At 34.7% G+C, this 18,866-nt stretch carries 18 protein-coding genes; 16 read left to right on the forward strand and 2 right to left on the reverse strand.

Annotated elements, in window-relative coordinates:
* Positions 1–108 precede the first annotated feature (108 nt).
* Both K8V80_RS01205 and K8V80_RS01210 read left to right on the forward strand, forming a co-directional pair.
* A complete protein-coding gene (locus K8V80_RS01205) occupies positions 109–1,203 on the forward strand; it encodes a Nif3-like dinuclear metal center hexameric protein (RefSeq protein WP_276774865.1) in 1,095 nt (364 codons plus the stop codon).
* Positions 1,204–1,208: 5 nt separating this feature from the next.
* The gene (locus K8V80_RS01210) at positions 1,209–2,018 is read left to right on the forward strand and encodes a zinc ribbon domain-containing protein (protein ID WP_006744923.1); all 810 of its coding nucleotides are present in this window, start codon (positions 1,209–1,211) and stop codon (positions 2,016–2,018) included.
* A 197-nt stretch (positions 2,019–2,215) separates the two neighbouring features.
* Here K8V80_RS01210 and K8V80_RS01215 read toward each other — a convergent pair whose 3' ends face one another.
* Positions 2,216–2,668, reverse strand: a complete 453-nt coding sequence (locus K8V80_RS01215) for a type I restriction enzyme HsdR N-terminal domain-containing protein (RefSeq protein WP_006744922.1) — start codon at positions 2,666–2,668, stop codon at positions 2,216–2,218.
* A gap of 258 nt (positions 2,669–2,926) precedes the next feature.
* On the opposite strand from K8V80_RS01215, the gene K8V80_RS01220 reads away from it, so the two are divergent.
* From K8V80_RS01220 to K8V80_RS01260, 9 genes are all read left to right on the forward strand, one after another.
* A complete protein-coding gene (locus K8V80_RS01220; RefSeq protein ID WP_006744921.1) occupies positions 2,927–3,499 on the forward strand; it encodes a TlpA family protein disulfide reductase in 573 nt (190 codons plus the stop codon).
* A gap of 171 nt (positions 3,500–3,670) precedes the next feature.
* Complete coding sequence (locus tag K8V80_RS01225) at positions 3,671–4,366, forward strand: DUF4369 domain-containing protein (protein WP_276774873.1); 696 nt, start codon at positions 3,671–3,673, stop codon at positions 4,364–4,366.
* Between the two features lie 273 nt (positions 4,367–4,639).
* Entirely contained in the window at positions 4,640–5,737 is a 1,098-nt protein-coding gene (locus K8V80_RS01230; protein ID WP_276774876.1) for a TlpA disulfide reductase family protein, read from the forward strand.
* Positions 5,738–5,884: 147 nt separating this feature from the next.
* Positions 5,885–6,403 (forward strand): peroxiredoxin family protein, encoded by a 519-nt coding sequence (locus K8V80_RS01235; RefSeq protein WP_006744918.1) that lies wholly within the window; start codon positions 5,885–5,887, stop codon positions 6,401–6,403.
* A 333-nt stretch (positions 6,404–6,736) separates the two neighbouring features.
* Positions 6,737–7,513: an AMP nucleosidase gene (locus tag K8V80_RS01240; RefSeq protein WP_006744917.1), complete on the forward strand. Its 777-nt coding sequence runs from the start codon at positions 6,737–6,739 to the stop codon at positions 7,511–7,513.
* A 22-nt stretch (positions 7,514–7,535) separates the two neighbouring features.
* Positions 7,536–8,555, forward strand: coding sequence for a DNA polymerase III subunit delta (holA, locus tag K8V80_RS01245; protein WP_276774881.1), 1,020 nt, complete (start codon positions 7,536–7,538; stop codon positions 8,553–8,555).
* Between the two features lie 1,308 nt (positions 8,556–9,863).
* Positions 9,864–10,325: a helix-turn-helix domain-containing protein gene (locus tag K8V80_RS01250; RefSeq protein ID WP_006744914.1), complete on the forward strand. Its 462-nt coding sequence runs from the start codon at positions 9,864–9,866 to the stop codon at positions 10,323–10,325.
* 86 nt (positions 10,326–10,411) lie between these two features.
* On the forward strand, positions 10,412–11,188 hold the full coding sequence (locus tag K8V80_RS01255) for a dihydroorotate dehydrogenase electron transfer subunit (protein WP_276774886.1): 777 nt from the start codon (positions 10,412–10,414) through the stop codon (positions 11,186–11,188).
* On the forward strand, positions 11,176–12,093 hold the full coding sequence (locus K8V80_RS01260) for a dihydroorotate dehydrogenase (RefSeq protein WP_276774889.1): 918 nt from the start codon (positions 11,176–11,178) through the stop codon (positions 12,091–12,093). Before K8V80_RS01255 ends, K8V80_RS01260 begins: the two co-directional genes overlap by 13 nt.
* Positions 12,094–12,155: 62 nt before the next feature.
* Here the strand turns inward: K8V80_RS01260 and trmD are convergent, their stop codons facing one another.
* Positions 12,156–12,836, reverse strand: coding sequence for a tRNA (guanosine(37)-N1)-methyltransferase TrmD (trmD, locus tag K8V80_RS01265; RefSeq protein ID WP_006744911.1), 681 nt, complete (start codon positions 12,834–12,836; stop codon positions 12,156–12,158).
* A gap of 86 nt (positions 12,837–12,922) precedes the next feature.
* Between trmD and ligA the strand changes: the two genes are divergently transcribed.
* The 5 genes from ligA to K8V80_RS01290 form a co-directional block, all read left to right on the forward strand.
* The gene (gene ligA / locus K8V80_RS01270) at positions 12,923–14,926 is read left to right on the forward strand and encodes an NAD-dependent DNA ligase LigA (protein ID WP_276774893.1); all 2,004 of its coding nucleotides are present in this window, start codon (positions 12,923–12,925) and stop codon (positions 14,924–14,926) included.
* Positions 14,927–15,034: 108 nt separating this feature from the next.
* On the forward strand, positions 15,035–15,928 hold the full coding sequence (gene dapA, locus K8V80_RS01275) for a 4-hydroxy-tetrahydrodipicolinate synthase (protein ID WP_006744909.1): 894 nt from the start codon (positions 15,035–15,037) through the stop codon (positions 15,926–15,928).
* Between the two features lie 199 nt (positions 15,929–16,127).
* Entirely contained in the window at positions 16,128–17,123 is a 996-nt protein-coding gene (locus K8V80_RS01280; RefSeq protein ID WP_276774895.1) for an AAA family ATPase, read from the forward strand.
* A 53-nt stretch (positions 17,124–17,176) separates the two neighbouring features.
* Positions 17,177–18,046, forward strand: coding sequence for a DUF58 domain-containing protein (locus tag K8V80_RS01285; protein ID WP_006744907.1), 870 nt, complete (start codon positions 17,177–17,179; stop codon positions 18,044–18,046).
* 2 nt (positions 18,047–18,048) lie between these two features.
* A partial coding sequence (locus K8V80_RS01290) for a BatD family protein (protein ID WP_276774898.1) occupies positions 18,049–18,866 on the forward strand: 818 nt, incomplete at its 3' end.

The raw sequence follows: 18,866 nt of genomic DNA on the forward strand, positions 1-18,866 counted from the left end.
GGATATGCAAGGAGGCTTTAATCTCTTTTGTAATAATATTTTTTGTAGAAAAGAAGATTAATATATACTTTTGTGTATCTTTGTACATTAAAGATACTTTCAAAGCGAATGAAGATTAAGGATATTTTAAATGCCCTTGAACGTTTTGCACCTCTGCCCTTGCAGGATGGATTTGATAATTCCGGCCTGCAAATCGGATTGACAGAAGTGGAAGCTACAGGGGCTTTGTTGTGTTTAGACGTTACTGAAGAGATCATAGATGAAGCCATCCAAAAAGGATGTAATTTAATTATTGCTCATCATCCTCTCTTGTTTAAAGGTTGTAAATCTATCACCGGCAAAGATTATGTGGAAAGATGCGTAATGAAAGCTATCAAAAATGATATCGCTATTTATGCTGCGCATACCAATCTAGACAATGCAACAGGTGGTGTAAATTTTAAAATAGCAGAAAAACTAGGGTTAATCAATCCCCAAATCCTATCACCCAAATCAGACTTACTTTATAAATTAGTTACTTTTGTGCCTCTGGCACAAGCTGAAGAAGTACGCCAAACTCTATTCCAAGCAGGATGTGGTCATATTGGAGAGTACGATTCTTGTAGCTATAATATACAAGGTGAAGGAACGTTTAGAGCCTTAGATGGTGCTCAGCCTTTTTGTGGAGAAGTTGGTACTCTTCATACAGAACCTGAGGTACGGATTGAAACTATATTTCCAAGTTTTAAGAAATCGGCTGTTGTTAGGGCTTTAGTACAAGCTCACCCTTATGAGGAACCTGCCTTTGATATCTATCCTCTAGCTAATAGCTGGAGCCAGGTAGGAGCTGGTGTTATAGCTAGTTTACCTGAACCCATTGACGAAAAAGAATTCCTATTAAAAGTAAAAAACATATTCCAAGTTGGCAGCGTGAAGCATAGCAAACTGAGAGGTAAACCCATACAAAAAGTAGCCCTTTGTGGGGGCTCGGGTGCATTCCTTCTTCATCAAGCTATAGGTGCTGGAGCTGACATATTTATTAGTGCAGAGATAAAATATCATGATTATTTTGGCAATGATGACCTTATACTAATGGCTGACATAGGACATTACGAGAGTGAACAATACACAAAAGAATTATTTTATTCTATTATAAAGGATAAATTTCCTACTTTTGCACTCCATTTTACCGAAGTAAATACAAATCCAATTAAATATTTATAGAAAAGATGGCTAAAGAAACAAAAGAGTTGACTGTAGAAGAAAGACTTGAAGTTTTATACGAACTACAGACTGTATTATCAAAAATAGATGATATTAAAACTCTTAGAGGAGAGCTTCCACTTGAAGTTCAAGACCTAGAGGACGAGATTGAAGGACTTAATACTCGTATTGAAAAAATCAAGTCGGACATTGCTCAACTAAAAACTGATGTAGCTACTAAAAAAGTAGATATTGAGACTTCAAAATCTCTTATCGCTAAGTACACAGAACAACAAGAGAATGTACGTAACAACCGTGAGTATGACTTACTAGGTAAGGAAATTGAATTCCAAACTCTAGAAGTTCAACTTTCAGAAAAGCGTATTAAAGAATTTACTTCTGAACAAAAAGTAAAAGGAGAAGATTTAGAAGCTAGCAAAGCAATATTCGATGGTCGTAAGAAAGACTTAGATCAGAAAAAGAATGAGCTAGAAGAAATCGTATCAGAAACAAAACAAGAAGAGGAAAAACTTAGAGAAAAATCTAAAAAGCTTGAGTCTAAAATAGAACCTCGTTTACTTCAGTCATTCAAGCGTATTCGTAAAAATACTCGCAATGGTCTTGCAGTAGTTTATGTAGAACGTGATGCTTGTGGTGGTTGTTTCAACAAGATTCCACCTCAGAGACAATTGGATATCCGTTCACGTAAGAAAATTATAGTTTGTGAATATTGTGGTCGTATCATGATTGACCCAGAATTGGCTGGTGTAGAATTACAAGTAGTAGAAGAGAAGAAAAAGACTCGTAAAACTACAACTAGAAAGAAAAAAGCATAACCAAAAGTTACGTTTAAAATATGAAGATGGGCTAATTATTTAGTCCATCTTTTTTTGTCTAAATTTAAGACAGCATGTATTCTCGTTAGTTTAAGATGCTAAAATAGGGGAGATTTACACCTTATTATATATAGCTCAAATCATAGAATCACATCTCTCCAGTTTTAAAAGCTCAATAGATGAAATAAAGGGTTGATTTAATCGAGTTCCGAATAAAGAGGTATCTCTTTTAAAAATGTATATGTTTTGTTTTCGTAGTTCATTTTGCAGCAATAATGGTTTATTCCATTACTTACAATGAGATAATTTACTTTCAGTACAAAGTTATACCTACATATCTGATTAAAAACCTCTTGGGTTATCTTAATGTGTGGTGCTTTGTACTCAATAATAACTAGAGGTGTCAAATCTTTTTTATAAACCACAGTATCACATCTTTTTTTCATCCCATTCAACGTCAATAAAATCTCATTGCCCATTAACGATTGGGGGTATTTCTTATCTGATATAAGAAAATGAACAAAGTGCTGACGTACCCATTCTTCGGGGGTTAATAGAATCATTTTATTCCTAAGAACATCAAAAACGGCTTGTTTGCCATCTATAATAGATAATTTTAATGCTGCTGGAGGTAAATTAAGTGATGCCATTGATGTGATATTTTGAGGGATCGAATAGATTTTATAGTCAGGACTAAAACATATATTGAGATACTTTGTTAAACCATAAAGTAATTTCTTCAATAGTTTAATAGAGCTTCAAAAGCTTATTGCTGAATTCTAACTATTTCTCTATTTGAAAATCTGATTTAAACCCAATAAACTAGTAACCGTTACTTTTATAATGTCTTTTCAGTGAGTATAAAGGTACACATATTTATAAAGAGTATAATATTAAACATTGTATTTATGAAAAATCTAATTTCAAAAATCTTACTAGGAAGCACAGTGTTGCTGGCAGCCTGTGGAAATCCTCAGAAAGCGAATACCAATCAGGGTGAACCAAATGATGCTAAAAATCAAAGTGAAACGATATCTGCGCAAGATGGTTTAAGCCAAGAAGCAGCAGATAAAACAGTTATGTTTACCGATTTTACAATTAAACAAGAAGATGGAACAGAGGTTTCTCTTTCTGACTATGTGGGAAAAGGTAAATATGTATTAGTTGATTTCTGGGCTAGCTGGTGTGCCCCATGTTTGGCTGAAGTCCCTAACCTAAAATCAGTCTATGAAAAATATAAAGGTGATAACTTTGAAATACTAGGAGTTGCCGTATGGGATAAAACGAAGGATACAAAAAAAGCCATAGAAGAACATAAGATTCCATGGCCTCAGATATTAAATGCGCAAAAGATTCCTACTGATCTTTATGGCATCCAAGGAATACCTCATATTATTCTCTTTGGACCTGATGGTGAAATTATAAAAAGAGACCTTCGAGGAGAAGCAATTCCAAAAATTGTAGAACAACTAGTCAAGTAAATTGAGATACTTTATAGAATAACAATACTTACACCGAGCAAAAAAGCCTTTTTTAGCTCGGTATTTTTTTGCGATATCTATCACTATCTAGCTAATACCAAATCTTTTAGAGCTTTGATTTTGTTAATAGGAGTAAATAAGGATCAATTAATAACGTTAATAACTTCACTTATGATTTCCTCTAAAACTACTTGGATTATACTATCGAGTTGCCTCGTTTTTGTAGGTTGCTCAAAAAGCCCACATACCTATACCATAAAAGGAAAGATCCCCGATGGGGATATGCAAGGGAAAATGCTCTATATCTGCGACGCACTATCTGGGGAGCGCCTTGATAGTACAAGGGTTAACTATAATGAGTTTGTATTTACGCGAGGTTTTGAAAAATCGGAATATGGTACTCTTGAAGTAGGAGAAAATTATTTTATTGATTTTATTATAGAACCAGGTGTGGTAGAACTCGATTTAAAGAATAGAATAGTATCTGGAGGTAAATTAAATATAGCCCAGCAAGAATTTCATACTACTTTAAGTAAGTTTGCTATGAAAGCAGAAAAGAGATATTACGAAATTCAAGCCCAATTAGCTAATCAAATATCAGCGGATGAACTGCAATCTCGTATGGAAGAGGTCTATTTACTAGAAGTATTACCAGAGAATAAGGATCTATATATAGCCTATTTCAAGGCAAATACAGATAATATTTTAGGGGTAGAAGCAATAAGCAGATTGGCTAGTATATGTTCACCTCAAGAACTCGACGAATTGATAGTGTCTATGGATAAGAAATATTTATCACACCCCATTTTACAGAAACTTATAACAGAAAAGAAGGAACATCAAAAAACGGCTCTAACCAATCTTTAATTAAGAAAGTATTTTTTCTGAACAAAAAGCATATTGAATACGTTTTAAAACAGATTTTATAAGAAGTAAACACCTACACCTAATTTGATAATATTATATCAAATCTATAATAATACTATACGTTTGACTATAGAATGTGACCATATAGCTTATAAAAGTTTAGTATTCTAAATATTTTTGTAAAAAAAGTTTTTAATATTATAAAAAGGAGTATATTTATATTATAAAATTATTTAAAACAACATTATAAAGCGATATTTAATAACAATTTTTATGAAAAAGCTTACATTATCAATTCTTTCTGTTGGCGCACTTATGCTGGCTTCTTGTGGCAATCCGCAGAAAATGTATACGATTACTTCTCAACTGCCAGACTCTACCATGAACGGGAAGACCGTTTACATAACTTCTATGTTAGGTGATAAGCTCGATAGTACTATAATTCAAAATAATCAGATGAAGTTTGAAAGCCCATTTGATAAAAATGAAATAGGTGTAGTACGTTTAGCTCCTCAAAAAATGGCTTTAGTTGTAGTGGAAGAAGGTTCTACAAACGTTGACTTTGACAAACAAGAAGTTGTAGGAGGTCCTTTGAATCAAGCTCTTCAAGCTCAACTTAAAAAGTTGAATGGGGTTCAAGAAGAAATCCAAGCTGCTTATACAGAAGCTAATGAAAAAATGATGGCGGAAGATGTAACGGATGAAGAGAGACAAAATATAGAGAAGGAATTTAATCAACGTTACGAAAATGAATTTGTTCCTAAAATAAAAGATCTAAGTTTGGAATATTTTAATGCAAATAAAAATAATATTCTAGCTGTAGATGCAATCAGATCTTTATCTTCTAGTCTTTCTGATGATGAAATGAAAGCAAAAATTAGTGAGCTTGATCCTGCAATCAAAGAAAATGCTTTTGTTAAAAAGCTGTCAAGTCGTTACGAAGCTGTTGATAAGACCAAAGAAGGAGAGATGTTTACCGATTTTTCTATTGAGCAAGCAGACGGAACAAAAGCTTCTTTATCTGATTATGTAGGTAAAGGAAAATATGTATTAGTTGATTTCTGGGCTAGCTGGTGTGGACCATGCCGTGCCGAAATTCCAAACTTAAAGAATATCTATGAAACATATAAGGATAAGGAATTTACTTTATTAGGAGTTGCTGTATGGGACAAACCAGAAGATACTCAAAAAGCGATGGAAGAATTAGAAATGCCTTGGGCACAAATCATTAATGCTCAAAATATTCCTACAGATTTATATGGAATTAGAGGTATTCCTCATATCATCCTTTTTGGTCCTGATGGAACAATCATAAAAAGAGATTTAAGAGGTGAAGCTATACCTGAAATTTTAGCAGAACATCTAAAATAAAAAGAGGTTATCGACTCTAAAGACAGAAGGTAGTACAGTAATTGTGCTACCTTTTTTTATACCCCATAATGTAAAATATTTTCCCCAAAATATAGAATAGAGCAAAATAAAACCTATATTGAATCGACACGAACAGATATAATTAAAATGAAAAAAATTAATAGCCTTTTACTACTGTACATTTTCTTATTTGCAGCTTGTAGCTCTACTGATGATCAGGATAGTAATTTAATTGAGGTAGGTACTTACTATGCAGACTTTGAAGGTCTGAATTTAAAGGAGCAAGCTACCACTTTATCGGATTATATAGAGTTAGATAAATATTATCTATTGGAGTTTTGGGGAGTGTGGTGTCCATACTGCACAGCTGAAATGGACAAACTAAAAGAAATTAGAGCTGCGTTTGATGAAAATCAATTGGGTATAATTGGTGTATCCATCCCCAACAAAAATAGTGCAGATACTTTTCTTACCGAAACTAAAAAATATGTGATGGATCACAACCTAAATTGGAGACATATAATGGATCTATTTCGTACATCTCAGAGAGAATATGGCTATGAAAGAATTCCTACATTTATGCTGATAGGTCCTGATGGCAAAATATTAGAAAACAAGATAAGTAGGGAATCCTTAAAAGAGATATTGAAGAAGTATATTAAGTGAAATATTTTCTTAATATATGCCATTAAAAAGCAGCAACGATTTGGCTCATCTTTTTTGTAGAATAAAATAGGGCAGACCTTCTTTTATTCGTAAATAAAGAGTATTTTATATCTTTAAATAACTGACAATTAGATGGTTTTGTTTTTAAAGATAAATTGGGGTTAACAAATAGCCTATTCTTTTGTTATCTATACTAAATAATAAACGGAGCAGTATACCAATTAAGTCAAAATATTTTATGGACTTATAAACTAGGTATCCCAATAACATTTATTATTTTTGCAGGTTAAACACAGTTTTCTGATTATAGGAACACTTAAAAAAGAATGATGTATGAAAACAAAACAACAAATTGTAGAGAATTGGCTTCCTCGTTATACGAAACGTAAACTAGAGGATTTCGGAGAGTATATTTTACTGACCAACTTCAATAATTATGTTGAGCTTTTTGCCGAAAAATTTAATGTTCCCGTACTTGGAAGAGACGCTAACATGATCTCTGCTACAGCAGAAGGAATAACTATTATCAACTTTGGTATGGGTAGTCCTAACGCTGCTATTATCATGGATTTACTATCTGCAATAGAGCCAAAAGCTTGTCTATTTTTAGGCAAATGCGGTGGTGTAAACATTAAGACTAAGTTAGGTGATTTCATCCTACCTATAGCAGCAATTCGAGGAGAAGGTACATCCAATGATTATTTTCCTGCTGAGGTCCCTTCATTGCCCGCATTTATGCTTCAACGTGCCGTTTCTTCTGCGATACGAGATTTTGCACGAGACTATTGGACTGGTACAGTTTATACAACAAACCGCCGTGTGTGGGAACATGATACTGAGTTTAAAGAATATATCACGAGAACTCGTGCAATGGCTGTCGATATGGAAACAGCAACACTATTTAGCGTAGGCTTTGCCAACCATATTCCTACTGGAGCACTATTGCTAGTATCTGACCAGCCTATGTTACCAGAAGGAGTAAAGACAGATAAGAGCGATACAACAGTTACTGCTAAGTATGTAAAGGAACATGTAGAAATAGGTATTGCCTCGTTACGTATGATTATTGATGAAAAGAAAACAGTAAGACACCTAAAATTCGATTGGTGATTTAGAAGAAAGACATCTATTAATGGCTAAAAAAGAACAAAGCTTTGAAAGCATAATGAAAGATATTAGGGCAAAAAAATATGCTCCAGTCTATTATTTAATGGGCGAAGAGTCTTATTACATTGACCTGATATCTGATACTCTTGAAGAAAATGTACTCACTGAAGAGGAAAAAGAGTTTAATCTTACTGTACTTTATGGTGCGGATATAGATGTATCAACAATTATCAATGCAGCCAAACGCTATCCTATGATGTCTGAACACCAAGTTGTTATTGTAAAGGAGGCACAGCAGATTAGAAATATGGATCAACTTTCATACTACCTGCAAAAGCCTCTGTTATCAACTATCTTGGTGATTTGCCATAAGCATGGAAAGCTTGATGGACGAAAGAAATTAGGTTCAGAAATAGCTAAAATAGGGGTTTTATTTGAATCAAAAGCTCTTAAAGATAGAGATCTGATAGGCTTTATAGATTCTTATATCCAGAGAAAGCAGTTTACTATTGAACCCAAAGCTTCAGCAATGCTAGCCGATTTTATTGGAGCAGATTTAAGTAGATTGACTAGTGAATTAGATAAGCTAATTCTTACTACTGGTGGAAAACAAAAACGCATTACTCCAGACTTGGTAGAGAAGAATATAGGCATTAGCAAGAGTTATAATAACTTTGAGCTACGTAATGCTCTGCTAGATAGAGATGTATTTAGAGTGAATCAAATAGTGCATTATTTTGAGGAAAACCCCAAAACAAATCCATTACCGATGACTCTTGGACTTCTCTTTAGCTACTTTTCCAACCTTATGCTAGCTTATTATTCACCCGATAAATCGGACAGAGGAATCGCAGAAATGCTTAGTCTTAGGACTCCTTGGCAAGCAAAGGATTATATCAAAGGAATGAATACATTCTCAGGTGTGAAGACAATGGATATCATTGGCTACATACGTGAAACGGATGCGATGTCAAAAGGAATAGGAAATAGCCACATGAGTGACGGAGATCTACTAAAAGAATTAGTATATAAAATTCTCCACTAATCTCACGCTAACATAGATAGAAACAGTAAAGAGTCATTCAATGAGAATGGCTCTTTTTTATGCTCCAAAAAGACATCACAAAGCTAAAGCAAACAACATACGAGTAGCTAAAAAACTCTTGTTCGGCTTTCAATAGGTGCTTCTATTACTCTAAAATAACCTCTCTATTCTCCTCAAATTTAAACTTAAAATAGTAGCTCATTCGATACTTATCGCTTAAATAAACAAGTGCTAAAGCTACTAGCTAATCCAAATAATCAGTTTAAATATTTATAGTTACTTTTACTTCAACTTAAAATCTCTGCCTTAACCAAGTATAGTATCACAGTGTTTTTTATGGATAAAAAGTCAGATATTCAAACTATCCTATAAAGTCAGATTATTGAACAATAAAAGGGGGTATTAATTCTCTTATTTTTCTGGTATTCTAAATCGCTATAATTTTAAAATTCCAGACGAATACGCGAGAGATATTAAATAAAGCAAGGAAATTGACTTAGAAAAATAGTTACAATATAGATATGTTAATATTAAATAGGGGGGAAAATCTATATTTTTAGACTTCACCATATTTTCAAACTTAGCAAACATATATATCACCCTATCATGAGATCATCATGACCTAGTCATAATTATTTTTGACTAGGTCAAAGAGTCCTTGGATCAAGGTTATGCTAAACTTACTTCTAGAAGACAAAAGATATGACAATGTTAATGTCATTCCCTAAATATATAGATGATCTAAAGTAGGCTAGAATATTCCTATTTATCTAGCAGAAATCATTTACATTTGTAATAAAACAAGCCTTTATTCGAGGTTTTACATTTGTATAATCACATTATTAATGTAATATGCCCTTCCTTATTATCTAACTAAATTCTGTTTGTAATAGTAAAGATACATTAATAATGTAATGATAATTGTGATTAACACTATCCTAAATGAAGCACTATAATCTAATTATCAGTTAGTTATAATAATGGCTTATAGTAATAGTTAAAGATTTTAGCAGTAAAAAGTCTAATTATTAGAATCACAAAGCTATTGCCTATAATATACGATATTTATTAATCTAATAATCAACTCATTATATTAAATACATAAAGTCTTAATTTAATATAATACTCTTCTTTATACATCTGTAATATTATTAAAGTATAATACTAGTATATAATTGTAATATTACATACTTAAAATTTAATAGCTTTGTAAATTGGTTTTGTGAACACTTCTTTTTATATTTGTAATGTATTGAAAATAGTTTACTTTAATACCACCCCAAATCAACACATAATCACCTGGTAACCATGGCTATAAATGACCGAGTTAAGCTTATAATGGAGCAAGAGGAGCTTTCTTCTGGAGAATTTGCTGATCGTACAGGAATTCAGCAATCTACTTTATCACATTTTATTAATGGAAGAAATAAAGCTAGCCTAGATGTCATAATGAAAATACATCAAGCATTTAGTGACGTGAACATAGAATGGCTTCTTTACGGTCAAGGAAGTATGCGTACTCAAAAAACGCACGGAAATGGCATTTCCGTTAATAATAATGGTTATCAGGTAGGATTGAAAAATAATGACATAGATGTGGCTGAGCAAGTTTCAGGGATATCTTTGGATTCCTTAGGTGCTATTGCTCCCATTTTAGCAAAACAGGCCCAAGTTAGTAGTACTTCAGAACCGATAAAACCTCCAAGAAAAATAACAGAAATCAGAGTCTTTTTTGATGATAACACCTATGAAACATTTGTTGCCAAATAATTAATTCTAGTACTGAATACTTTCTGATTCTAGAATATAGAACTATCTTTGTTATCCAGATTATTTATAAATCACTTCTCTGCCTTATGAAAAAGAAAATAATAGATCTGGAAGTTACGGCTAATATAGAACTCAACGAAAGTTATATTCTTATAAAAGCTACTTCACCTGAATCTCTCTCTTCCTGCATGCCAGGACAATTTGCTCAACTCCGTGTTGACGGATCTTCAAAAACATTTTTAAGACGTCCCATATCCATCAACTGGGTTGAACCAGCCAATAACGAAGTCTGGTTTTTAATTCAAAAAGTAGGCGATGGCACTCGTCATCTTGCACGTTTGCAAACTGGAGAAACGTTTAATGTTATTCTTCCCTTGGGTAATACTTTCTCTAAACCTCAGTGTACTACTAAACGCCCTTTGCTTGTTGGTGGTGGTGTTGGAGTTGCTCCTATGCTCTTTTTAGGAAAGAAGCTAAAGGAAGAAGGCTATGATCCTATTTTCTTGTTGGGTGCAAGATCTAAAAAAGATTTATTGCAGCTAGACCTATTTGAGCAGCTGGGTACAGTTTACACTACTACCGAAGATGGAAGTTACGGAGAAAAAGGTTTTGTTACTCATCATTCTGTATTGAAGACTCAACGATTTAGTAAAATATATTCTTGTGGTCCAAAACCGATGATGCAAGCTATAGCAGCTTATGCAAAGCGAGAAGATATAGCTTGTGAGGTATCTCTCGAGAACATGATGGCTTGTGGTATTGGAGCGTGTCTTTGCTGTGTAGAAGACACCCCTAAAGGACACGTATGTGCATGTACAGAAGGACCTGTATTTAATATAAAAGATTTGTTATGGGAGATTTAGATTTAAAAGTAAAAATAGGAAACTTAGAACTGAAGAACCCTGTTATGACAGCTTCGGGTACTTTTGGTTATGGAGAAGAGTTCGCAGACTTTATTGATTTAAACCAATTGGGTGGAATTTTAGTAAAAGGAACTACCTTACATCACCGGGAAGGAAATCCTTATCCTCGTATGGCAGAAACTCCATCGGGTATGCTAAATGCTGTGGGATTACAAAATAAAGGGGTTGATTACTTTGTAGAACATATTAATCCAAGGCTAAAAGAGCTCAATACAGCCATTTTAGTCAACGTGAATGGATCAACTATCGAAGAGTACGTAAAAACGGCTGAGATCATCGATAAACTAGATAATATCCCAGCAATAGAGTTAAACATCTCCTGCCCAAACGTAAAAGAGGGAGGAATGGCTTTTGGTGTTTCACCGATTCAAGCTGCTTCAGTAGTAAAAGCAGTGAGAGAGGTATATCACAAAACTCTTATCGTAAAGCTATCTCCAAATGTTACAGACATTGCTGAAATAGCAAAAGTAGCTGAAGATAACGGTGCTGATGGTGTATCGCTCATCAATACGGTTTTAGGAATGGCCATTCATGCCGAAAAGCGTCGCCCTGTACTCTCTACAATTACTGGAGGTTTGTCGGGACCTTGTGTTAAACCTATTGCTTTGCGTATGGTTTGGCAAGTAGCTAATGCGGTTAAGATACCCATTATCGGTATGGGAGGAATAATGGATGCAACTGATGCCATAGAATTTTTATTGGCAGGGGCTTCGGCTATTCAAGTAGGGACAGCCAATTTTGTTGAACCAACTGCAACCATTGACATTCTAAATGGAATAAAAGATTATATGCACCGTCATAAATTTACTTCAATTCAACAGCTGATTGGTGCTCTTGAGTATTAGATTTAAAAAACACAAAAAGAGAATGTCAGTATCCTCTTTTTGTGTAATCTATATTGAAGTATTTATTTGTCTTCCAATAAATCGGGACGAAGTCGCTGTGTTCTTTCCAACGACATTTTAAGTTCCCATTCTTTAATCTTGGCTTCATGACCAGAGAGTAAGACATCAGGAACTTTCCAGCCTTTATAATCTGCTGGTCGGGTATAAACTGGAGCAGCTAAAAGATTATCTTGAAAAGAATCAGACAAAGCTGATTGTTCATCGGATATAACTCCAGGAATTATGCGAATAATAGCATCTGCCATCACCGCAGCTGGAAGTTCGCCCCCTGTAAGAACGAAGTCCCCAACACTTACTTCTTTTGTGATTAAATGCTCTCTAATGCGATAATCAATTCCTTTAAAATGCCCACAAAGAATAATTATATTTTTAGCAAGAGATAATTGATTTGCCATAGGTTGGTCAAATTGTTCTCCATCGGGTGTCACGAATATAACTTCATCGTACTCTCTTTCAGACTTAAGTGCATTAATACAGCTCTCTATGGGCTGTACCATCATGACCATACCTGCAAATCCTCCATAAGGATAATCATCTACACGGCGGTGTTTATCTTCGGTATAATCCCGTAAATTATGAATATGAACTTCTGCCAAGCCCTTATCCTTAGCCCGTTTCATAATAGAACAATTAAAAAAGCCCTCAATCATCTCGGGCAATACTGTTATGATATCTATTCGCATAATATAATTAGACTCTTATTTTTCTACAAAAGTAAAGCTTTTCTCAATAGATTCCCTATTTTTGTGATAAAACAAATAGAATACAGATGACTGCAAAAGATAGAATTGATGAGTTACGTAAGTATCTTCATCAACAAAACTATAAATACTATATACTTAACCAGCCAGAAATTAGTGATAAAGAATTTGATGATCTACTGAAGGAATTACAAGATTTAGAGAAAAAGAATCCACAATATGATGATCCCAATTCGCCAACACACCGAGTAGGTAGTGATATAGACAAGCGTTTTACTCAAAAAGAACACAAATATCCAATGCTCTCATTGGCTAATACTTATTCTGAAACAGAGGTTGCCGAATTTTATGAACGTGTAAAGAAAGCCTTGGGTAGTCAGCCTTTTGAACTTTGCTGTGAGTTAAAATTTGATGGAACATCTATTTCATTGACTTACCAACACGGTAAATTAGTAGAAGCTGTAACACGTGGCGATGGTACACGAGGTGACATGGTTACTGACAACGTAAAAACAATACGTACTATCCCTCTTGTTCTCAATGGAGATAATTATCCTGATGAATTTGAAATTCGTGGAGAGATATTAATGCCTTGGGTTGTTTTTGAAGAGTTGAATGCAGAAAAAGAAGCTCGTGAAGAACCCTTATTTGCAAATCCTAGGAATGCAGCATCAGGTACACTTAAACTTCAAAACTCATCTGTTGTAGCTAGTCGTAAGCTAGATGCTTATTTGTATTATTTGTTGGGAGAAAATTTACCATATGATGGTCATTATGAAAACTTGGAAGAAGCATCAAAATGGGGCTTCAAAATTTCTAGCGAGATGCGTAAGTGCAAAACGCTTCAAGAAGTATATGATTTTATCAGATATTGGGATACGGCTCGAAAAGACTTGCCAGTTGCCACCGATGGAATTGTAATTAAAGTGAATAGCATTGCACAGCAAGAAGGTTTGGGTTATACTGCAAAATCTCCTCGTTGGGCTATTGCGTATAAATTCCAAGCAGAAGAAGCACGTACACGCTTGAATGAAGTAACCTATCAGGTAGGAAGAACAGGCGCAATTACTCCTGTGGCCAATTTAGATGCAGTCCAACTTTCGGGTACTGTGGTAAGAAGAGCATCATTGCACAACGAAGATATAATCCGAGGACTTGATTTACACATTGGCGATATGGTTTATGTGGAAAAAGGCGGAGAAATTATTCCTAAAATTACTGCAGTCGATACAGATGCTCGCGATGAAAATCTAGGACCCAAGGTAGAATTTATCAAAAAATGTCCAGAATGTGGCACCGATTTAGTACGTTACGAGGGTGAAGCTGCGCATTATTGCCCTAATGAAACAGGATGTCCAACTCAAATCAAAGGTAGAATAGTACATTTTATCAGTCGCAGAGCTATGAATATTGATGGACTAGGACCAGAAACAGTCGATCTATTCTATCGAGAAGGACTACTTCATAATGCTGCAGACCTTTATCAGCTTACTAAAGAACAAATTTTAGGATTAGAGCGTATGGGCGACACTTCAGCCAATAATATCATTAAAGGAATTGAAGAAAGTAAAAAAGTACCATTTGCTCGTGCATTATTTGCTCTAGGTATTCGTTTCGTAGGTGAAACTGTTGCTAAAAAACTAGCAAAGACCTTCAAGAATATAGGCGACTTGGCTAAGGCTTCTCAGGAAGAATTGATAAGTATTGATGAAATTGGTGAAAAAATAGCTGAAAGCATTATCAACTACTTTTCGAAGGAAGAAAATAGAATTATGGTGCAGCAGTTGGTAGAATATGGCGTACAACTTCACCAAAATGAAGAAGAAGTAGCCAATCAAACGAACAAATTAGAGGGTGCTGCCATTGTAATTAGTGGTGTCTTTAAAATTCACTCTAGAAATGAATATAAAGCCCTTATCGAACAAAACGGAGGGCGAAATGTAGGAAGTATTTCCTCAAAGACCGATTACGTCTTGGCAGGAGAGAATATGGGACCAGCAAAACTCGAAAAAGCTGAAAAGCTTGGAATTAAAATTATTTCCGAAGAAGAGTTTTTGCTTCTAATAGGCTAATAGTCGCTATACTCGAGCAGATAATATTTTCAGAAGTTCGGGTATAGTTGGAAAATATTACTATTTTTGCGTTAATTCGAATCAAAAGAGACTTCAAGTTATTAACTCATGATACAGACAAAATTGAGAGGAATGGGTGTAGCCTTAATTACCCCATTTAATGAGGATGAAAGCATAGACTTCCCTGCGTTAGCAAGGATGGTTGATTTTATCCTCCAAAACAACGCAGACTTCTTATGCGTGCTGGGAACAACAGCTGAAACACCAACATTAACTGATGAGGAGAAGGAACAAGTCAAAAAGTTTGTGATAGAAAGAGCAAACGGACGTGTACCTATTCTGTTGGGCGTTGGAGGTAATAATACTCGTGCAGTTGTTGAGTCTCTTAAAAACGATGATTTTACGGGTGTCGATGCAATCTTGTCTGTAGTACCTTATTACAACAAACCTTCCCAAGAAGGAATTTATCAACATTACAAAGCAATAGCAGAATCAACAAATCTACCTATTGTTCTTTATAATGTGCCTGGAAGAACAGGGGTAAATATGACTGCTGCGACAACTTTGCGCATAGCACGCGATTTCAAGAATGTAGTTGCTGTTAAAGAGGCATCTGGAGATATTACCCAGATGGATGAAATAATTAAAAACAAACCAGAGAACTTTAATGTAATATCGGGAGATGATGGTATAACCTTCCCATTGATTACTTTGGGAGCTGTAGGTGTAATATCAGTTATTGGAAATGCTTTTCCTCGTGAATTTAGCAGAATGACTAGATTAGCCCTACAAGGAGATTATGAACATGCCCTAACCATACATCATAAGTTTACTGAGCTTTTTAAACTATTATTTGTAGATGGTAATCCTGCTGGTGTAAAATCTATTCTCAGTGTAATGGGAATGATTAAGAATAAGCTTAGGTTACCTCTTATCCCAACTCGTATTACAACCTTTGAAGCGATTCGAAAAGTACTTAATGAGTTAAATATTAAGTATTAAAACTAAAGAAATCAAAAATACGCTGATTTTTCATCTATAGAGATAGAAATATCAGCATATTTTGTTTACTTTTTTTATTAATCATTTTACTATTATTAAGTTGCATAAAGCTCTGTAATAATGTATTTTTGATTTTATAGATTGAAACATCTTATTAATTGAAAATCTAAAAATTAGAATCTAAAAACTTTTAATATTTATGGCTGAACCAATAGATATTCGTGAATTAAACGAAAGGATTGAAAAGCAAAGTGCTTTTATTACCAACCTTACTGCGGGAATGGACCAGGTTATTGTTGGTCAAAAACACTTAGTTGAGTCTTTACTCATAGGGCTATTATCTGACGGACACGTCTTATTAGAAGGTGTTCCTGGTCTAGCAAAGACTTTGGCTATTAAAACACTAGCATCCCTGATTGACTCTAAATATTCAAGAGTACAATTTACACCAGACCTTTTACCAGCCGACGTAATTGGTACTATGGTATACAGTCAAAAAGATGAGAACTTCCAAGTAAAAAAAGGGCCTATCTTCGCAAACTTTGTTTTGGCAGATGAAATAAACCGTGCCCCAGCAAAAGTTCAAAGTGCCTTACTGGAAGCCATGCAAGAACGCCAAGTGACAATTGGTAAGGAAACTTTCCCTCTTCCAAAACCTTTCTTGGTACTAGCTACCCAAAACCCGATTGAACAAGAAGGTACTTATCCTCTTCCTGAAGCGCAAGTTGACCGTTTCATGCTGAAGGTAGTCATCGATTATCCTAAACAAGAAGAAGAAAGAGAAATCATTAGAGGGCATATCTCGGGCAAAAGTCAAGAAGTCAGACCTATCGTAAAAGCAGAAGATATTGTTGAAGCTCGTAAAGTAGTTCAACAAGTATATATTGATGAAAAAATTGAACGCTATATTGTAGATATCGTTTTTGCATCTCGTTATCCAGAGCAATATGGCTTAAAAGAATTGAAAGACTACATTGAATTTGGTGGATCACCTCGTGCTTCAATCAACTTAGCACTTGCTGCACGTACTTATGCTTTCATTAAGCGTAGAGGATACGTAGTTCCTGAGGATGTTCGTGCCGTTGCACATGATGTTCTTCGTCACCGTATTGGCTTAAGCTATGAGGCTGAAGCAAACAATGTAACTTCTGATGAAATTGTAAGCCAAATCTTGAATAAGGTAGAAGTTCCTTGATCCAAAAATTGGAGTATTAAGATTTATCAATCATCAAACTCTCAATTCAAAAAATGGAAACAAGTGATATTTTAAAGAAAGTACGTCACATAGAGATAAAAACACGTGGATTGTCCAACAATATTTTTGCTGGACAATATCACTCTGCTTTTAAGGGCAGAGGTATGGCCTTTTCTGAGGTACGTGAATATCAATATGGGGATGATATTAGAGATATCGACTGGAATGTAACTGCTAGATTTTCAAAGCCATATATCAAGGTGTTTGAAGAAGAGCGAGAGCTTACAGTAATGTTACTTGTCGATGTATCTGGCAGCTTGGAGTTTGGAACTAAAAAACAAACCAAGAAAGATATGCTAACAGAGATTGCTGCTACATTAGCATTCTCTGCTATTCATAATAACGATAAAATTGGGGTGATTTTCTTTTCAGATCAAATCGAAAAGTTTATACCGCCTAAGAAAGGACGAAAACATATCCTTTTTATTATCCGTGAGTTACTCAACTTTAATGCTCAAAGTAGAAAAACAGATATTAAACTAGGCATTGAATACTTAACAAACGTGATGAAACGTAGATGTACAGCATTTATCCTATCAGATTTCATTGATCAGAAGGATTATATTAATGCTTTGACGATTGCTAATCGGAAACATGATGTCATTGCAATCCAACTCTACGATAAAAGGGTGGCAGAACTCCCCAATATAGGCTTAATGAAAGTAAGAGATGCAGAAACTGGACATGAACAGTGGATTGACACCTCTTCGGCTGCACTACGCAATGCCCATCATAAATGGTGGAGTGATAATCAATCTAAACTAAAATCTACTTTTACAAAGAGTAATGTGGATTCAGTTTCTGTACGTACGGATCATGATTACGTTAAAGCTCTATTAAGTCTATTTGCTAAAAGAAATTAAGAATGAATCGAAGAATAAAGCTATTTATACTACTTTTTATTTGTGCCGCACCTCTGTTTGCACAAAATGTAAGTGTTACAGCTAAAGTAGACTCTGTACAGCTTATGATTGGAGAGCAAACGGATCTAGTCATTCAAGTAAAACTAGATGCGAATAAAAAAGCACTCTTACCCATTTACAATGATACTATTGTTGATGGAATAGAGGTTTTAGATATGGCTCCCATTGATACTGTTTATTCAGATGATAAGGCTAAAATGACTCTAACACAGCGCTATAAGCTCACTTCATTTGATGCAAAGCTTTACCTCATTCCTCCTGTTGAAGTAGAGGTTGATGGTGAAGTATATAAATCAGACCCACTGTCTCTTAAAGTAGAGACTTTTGATTTGGAAGAAGCAGATCCTGAGCAGTTTTTTGGTCCGAAAGATATTATGGAACCTCCTTTTGTGTGGGGAGATTGGGTAATGCTATTTGTAAGTTTACTACTCATCGCTCCAGCTATTTATCTGATGATTTACCTAATACGCCGTTTAGCTGACAATAAACCTATTATTAGACGTATTAAGCTAACTCCTCAGCGACCACCTCATGATGAAGCTTTAGAGTTAATTCAGGAGATTAAGAGCCGTAAATCATGGCAAACAGCAGGACCAAAAGCTTATTATACAGAACTTACAGATGTATTGCGTACTTATATGTTCAAGAGATTTGGGTTTAATGCTATGGAAATGACTTCTAGCGAAATTATTGCTGAATTAGGGAAAACAGAGAACCAAAAAGATATTGATGAGCTAAAAGATCTTTTTTCTACTGCCGA

Source organism: Bacteroides coprosuis (assembly GCF_020741705.1).
Taxonomy (GTDB): Bacteria; Bacteroidota; Bacteroidia; order Bacteroidales; family Bacteroidaceae; genus Bacteroides_E; species Bacteroides_E coprosuis.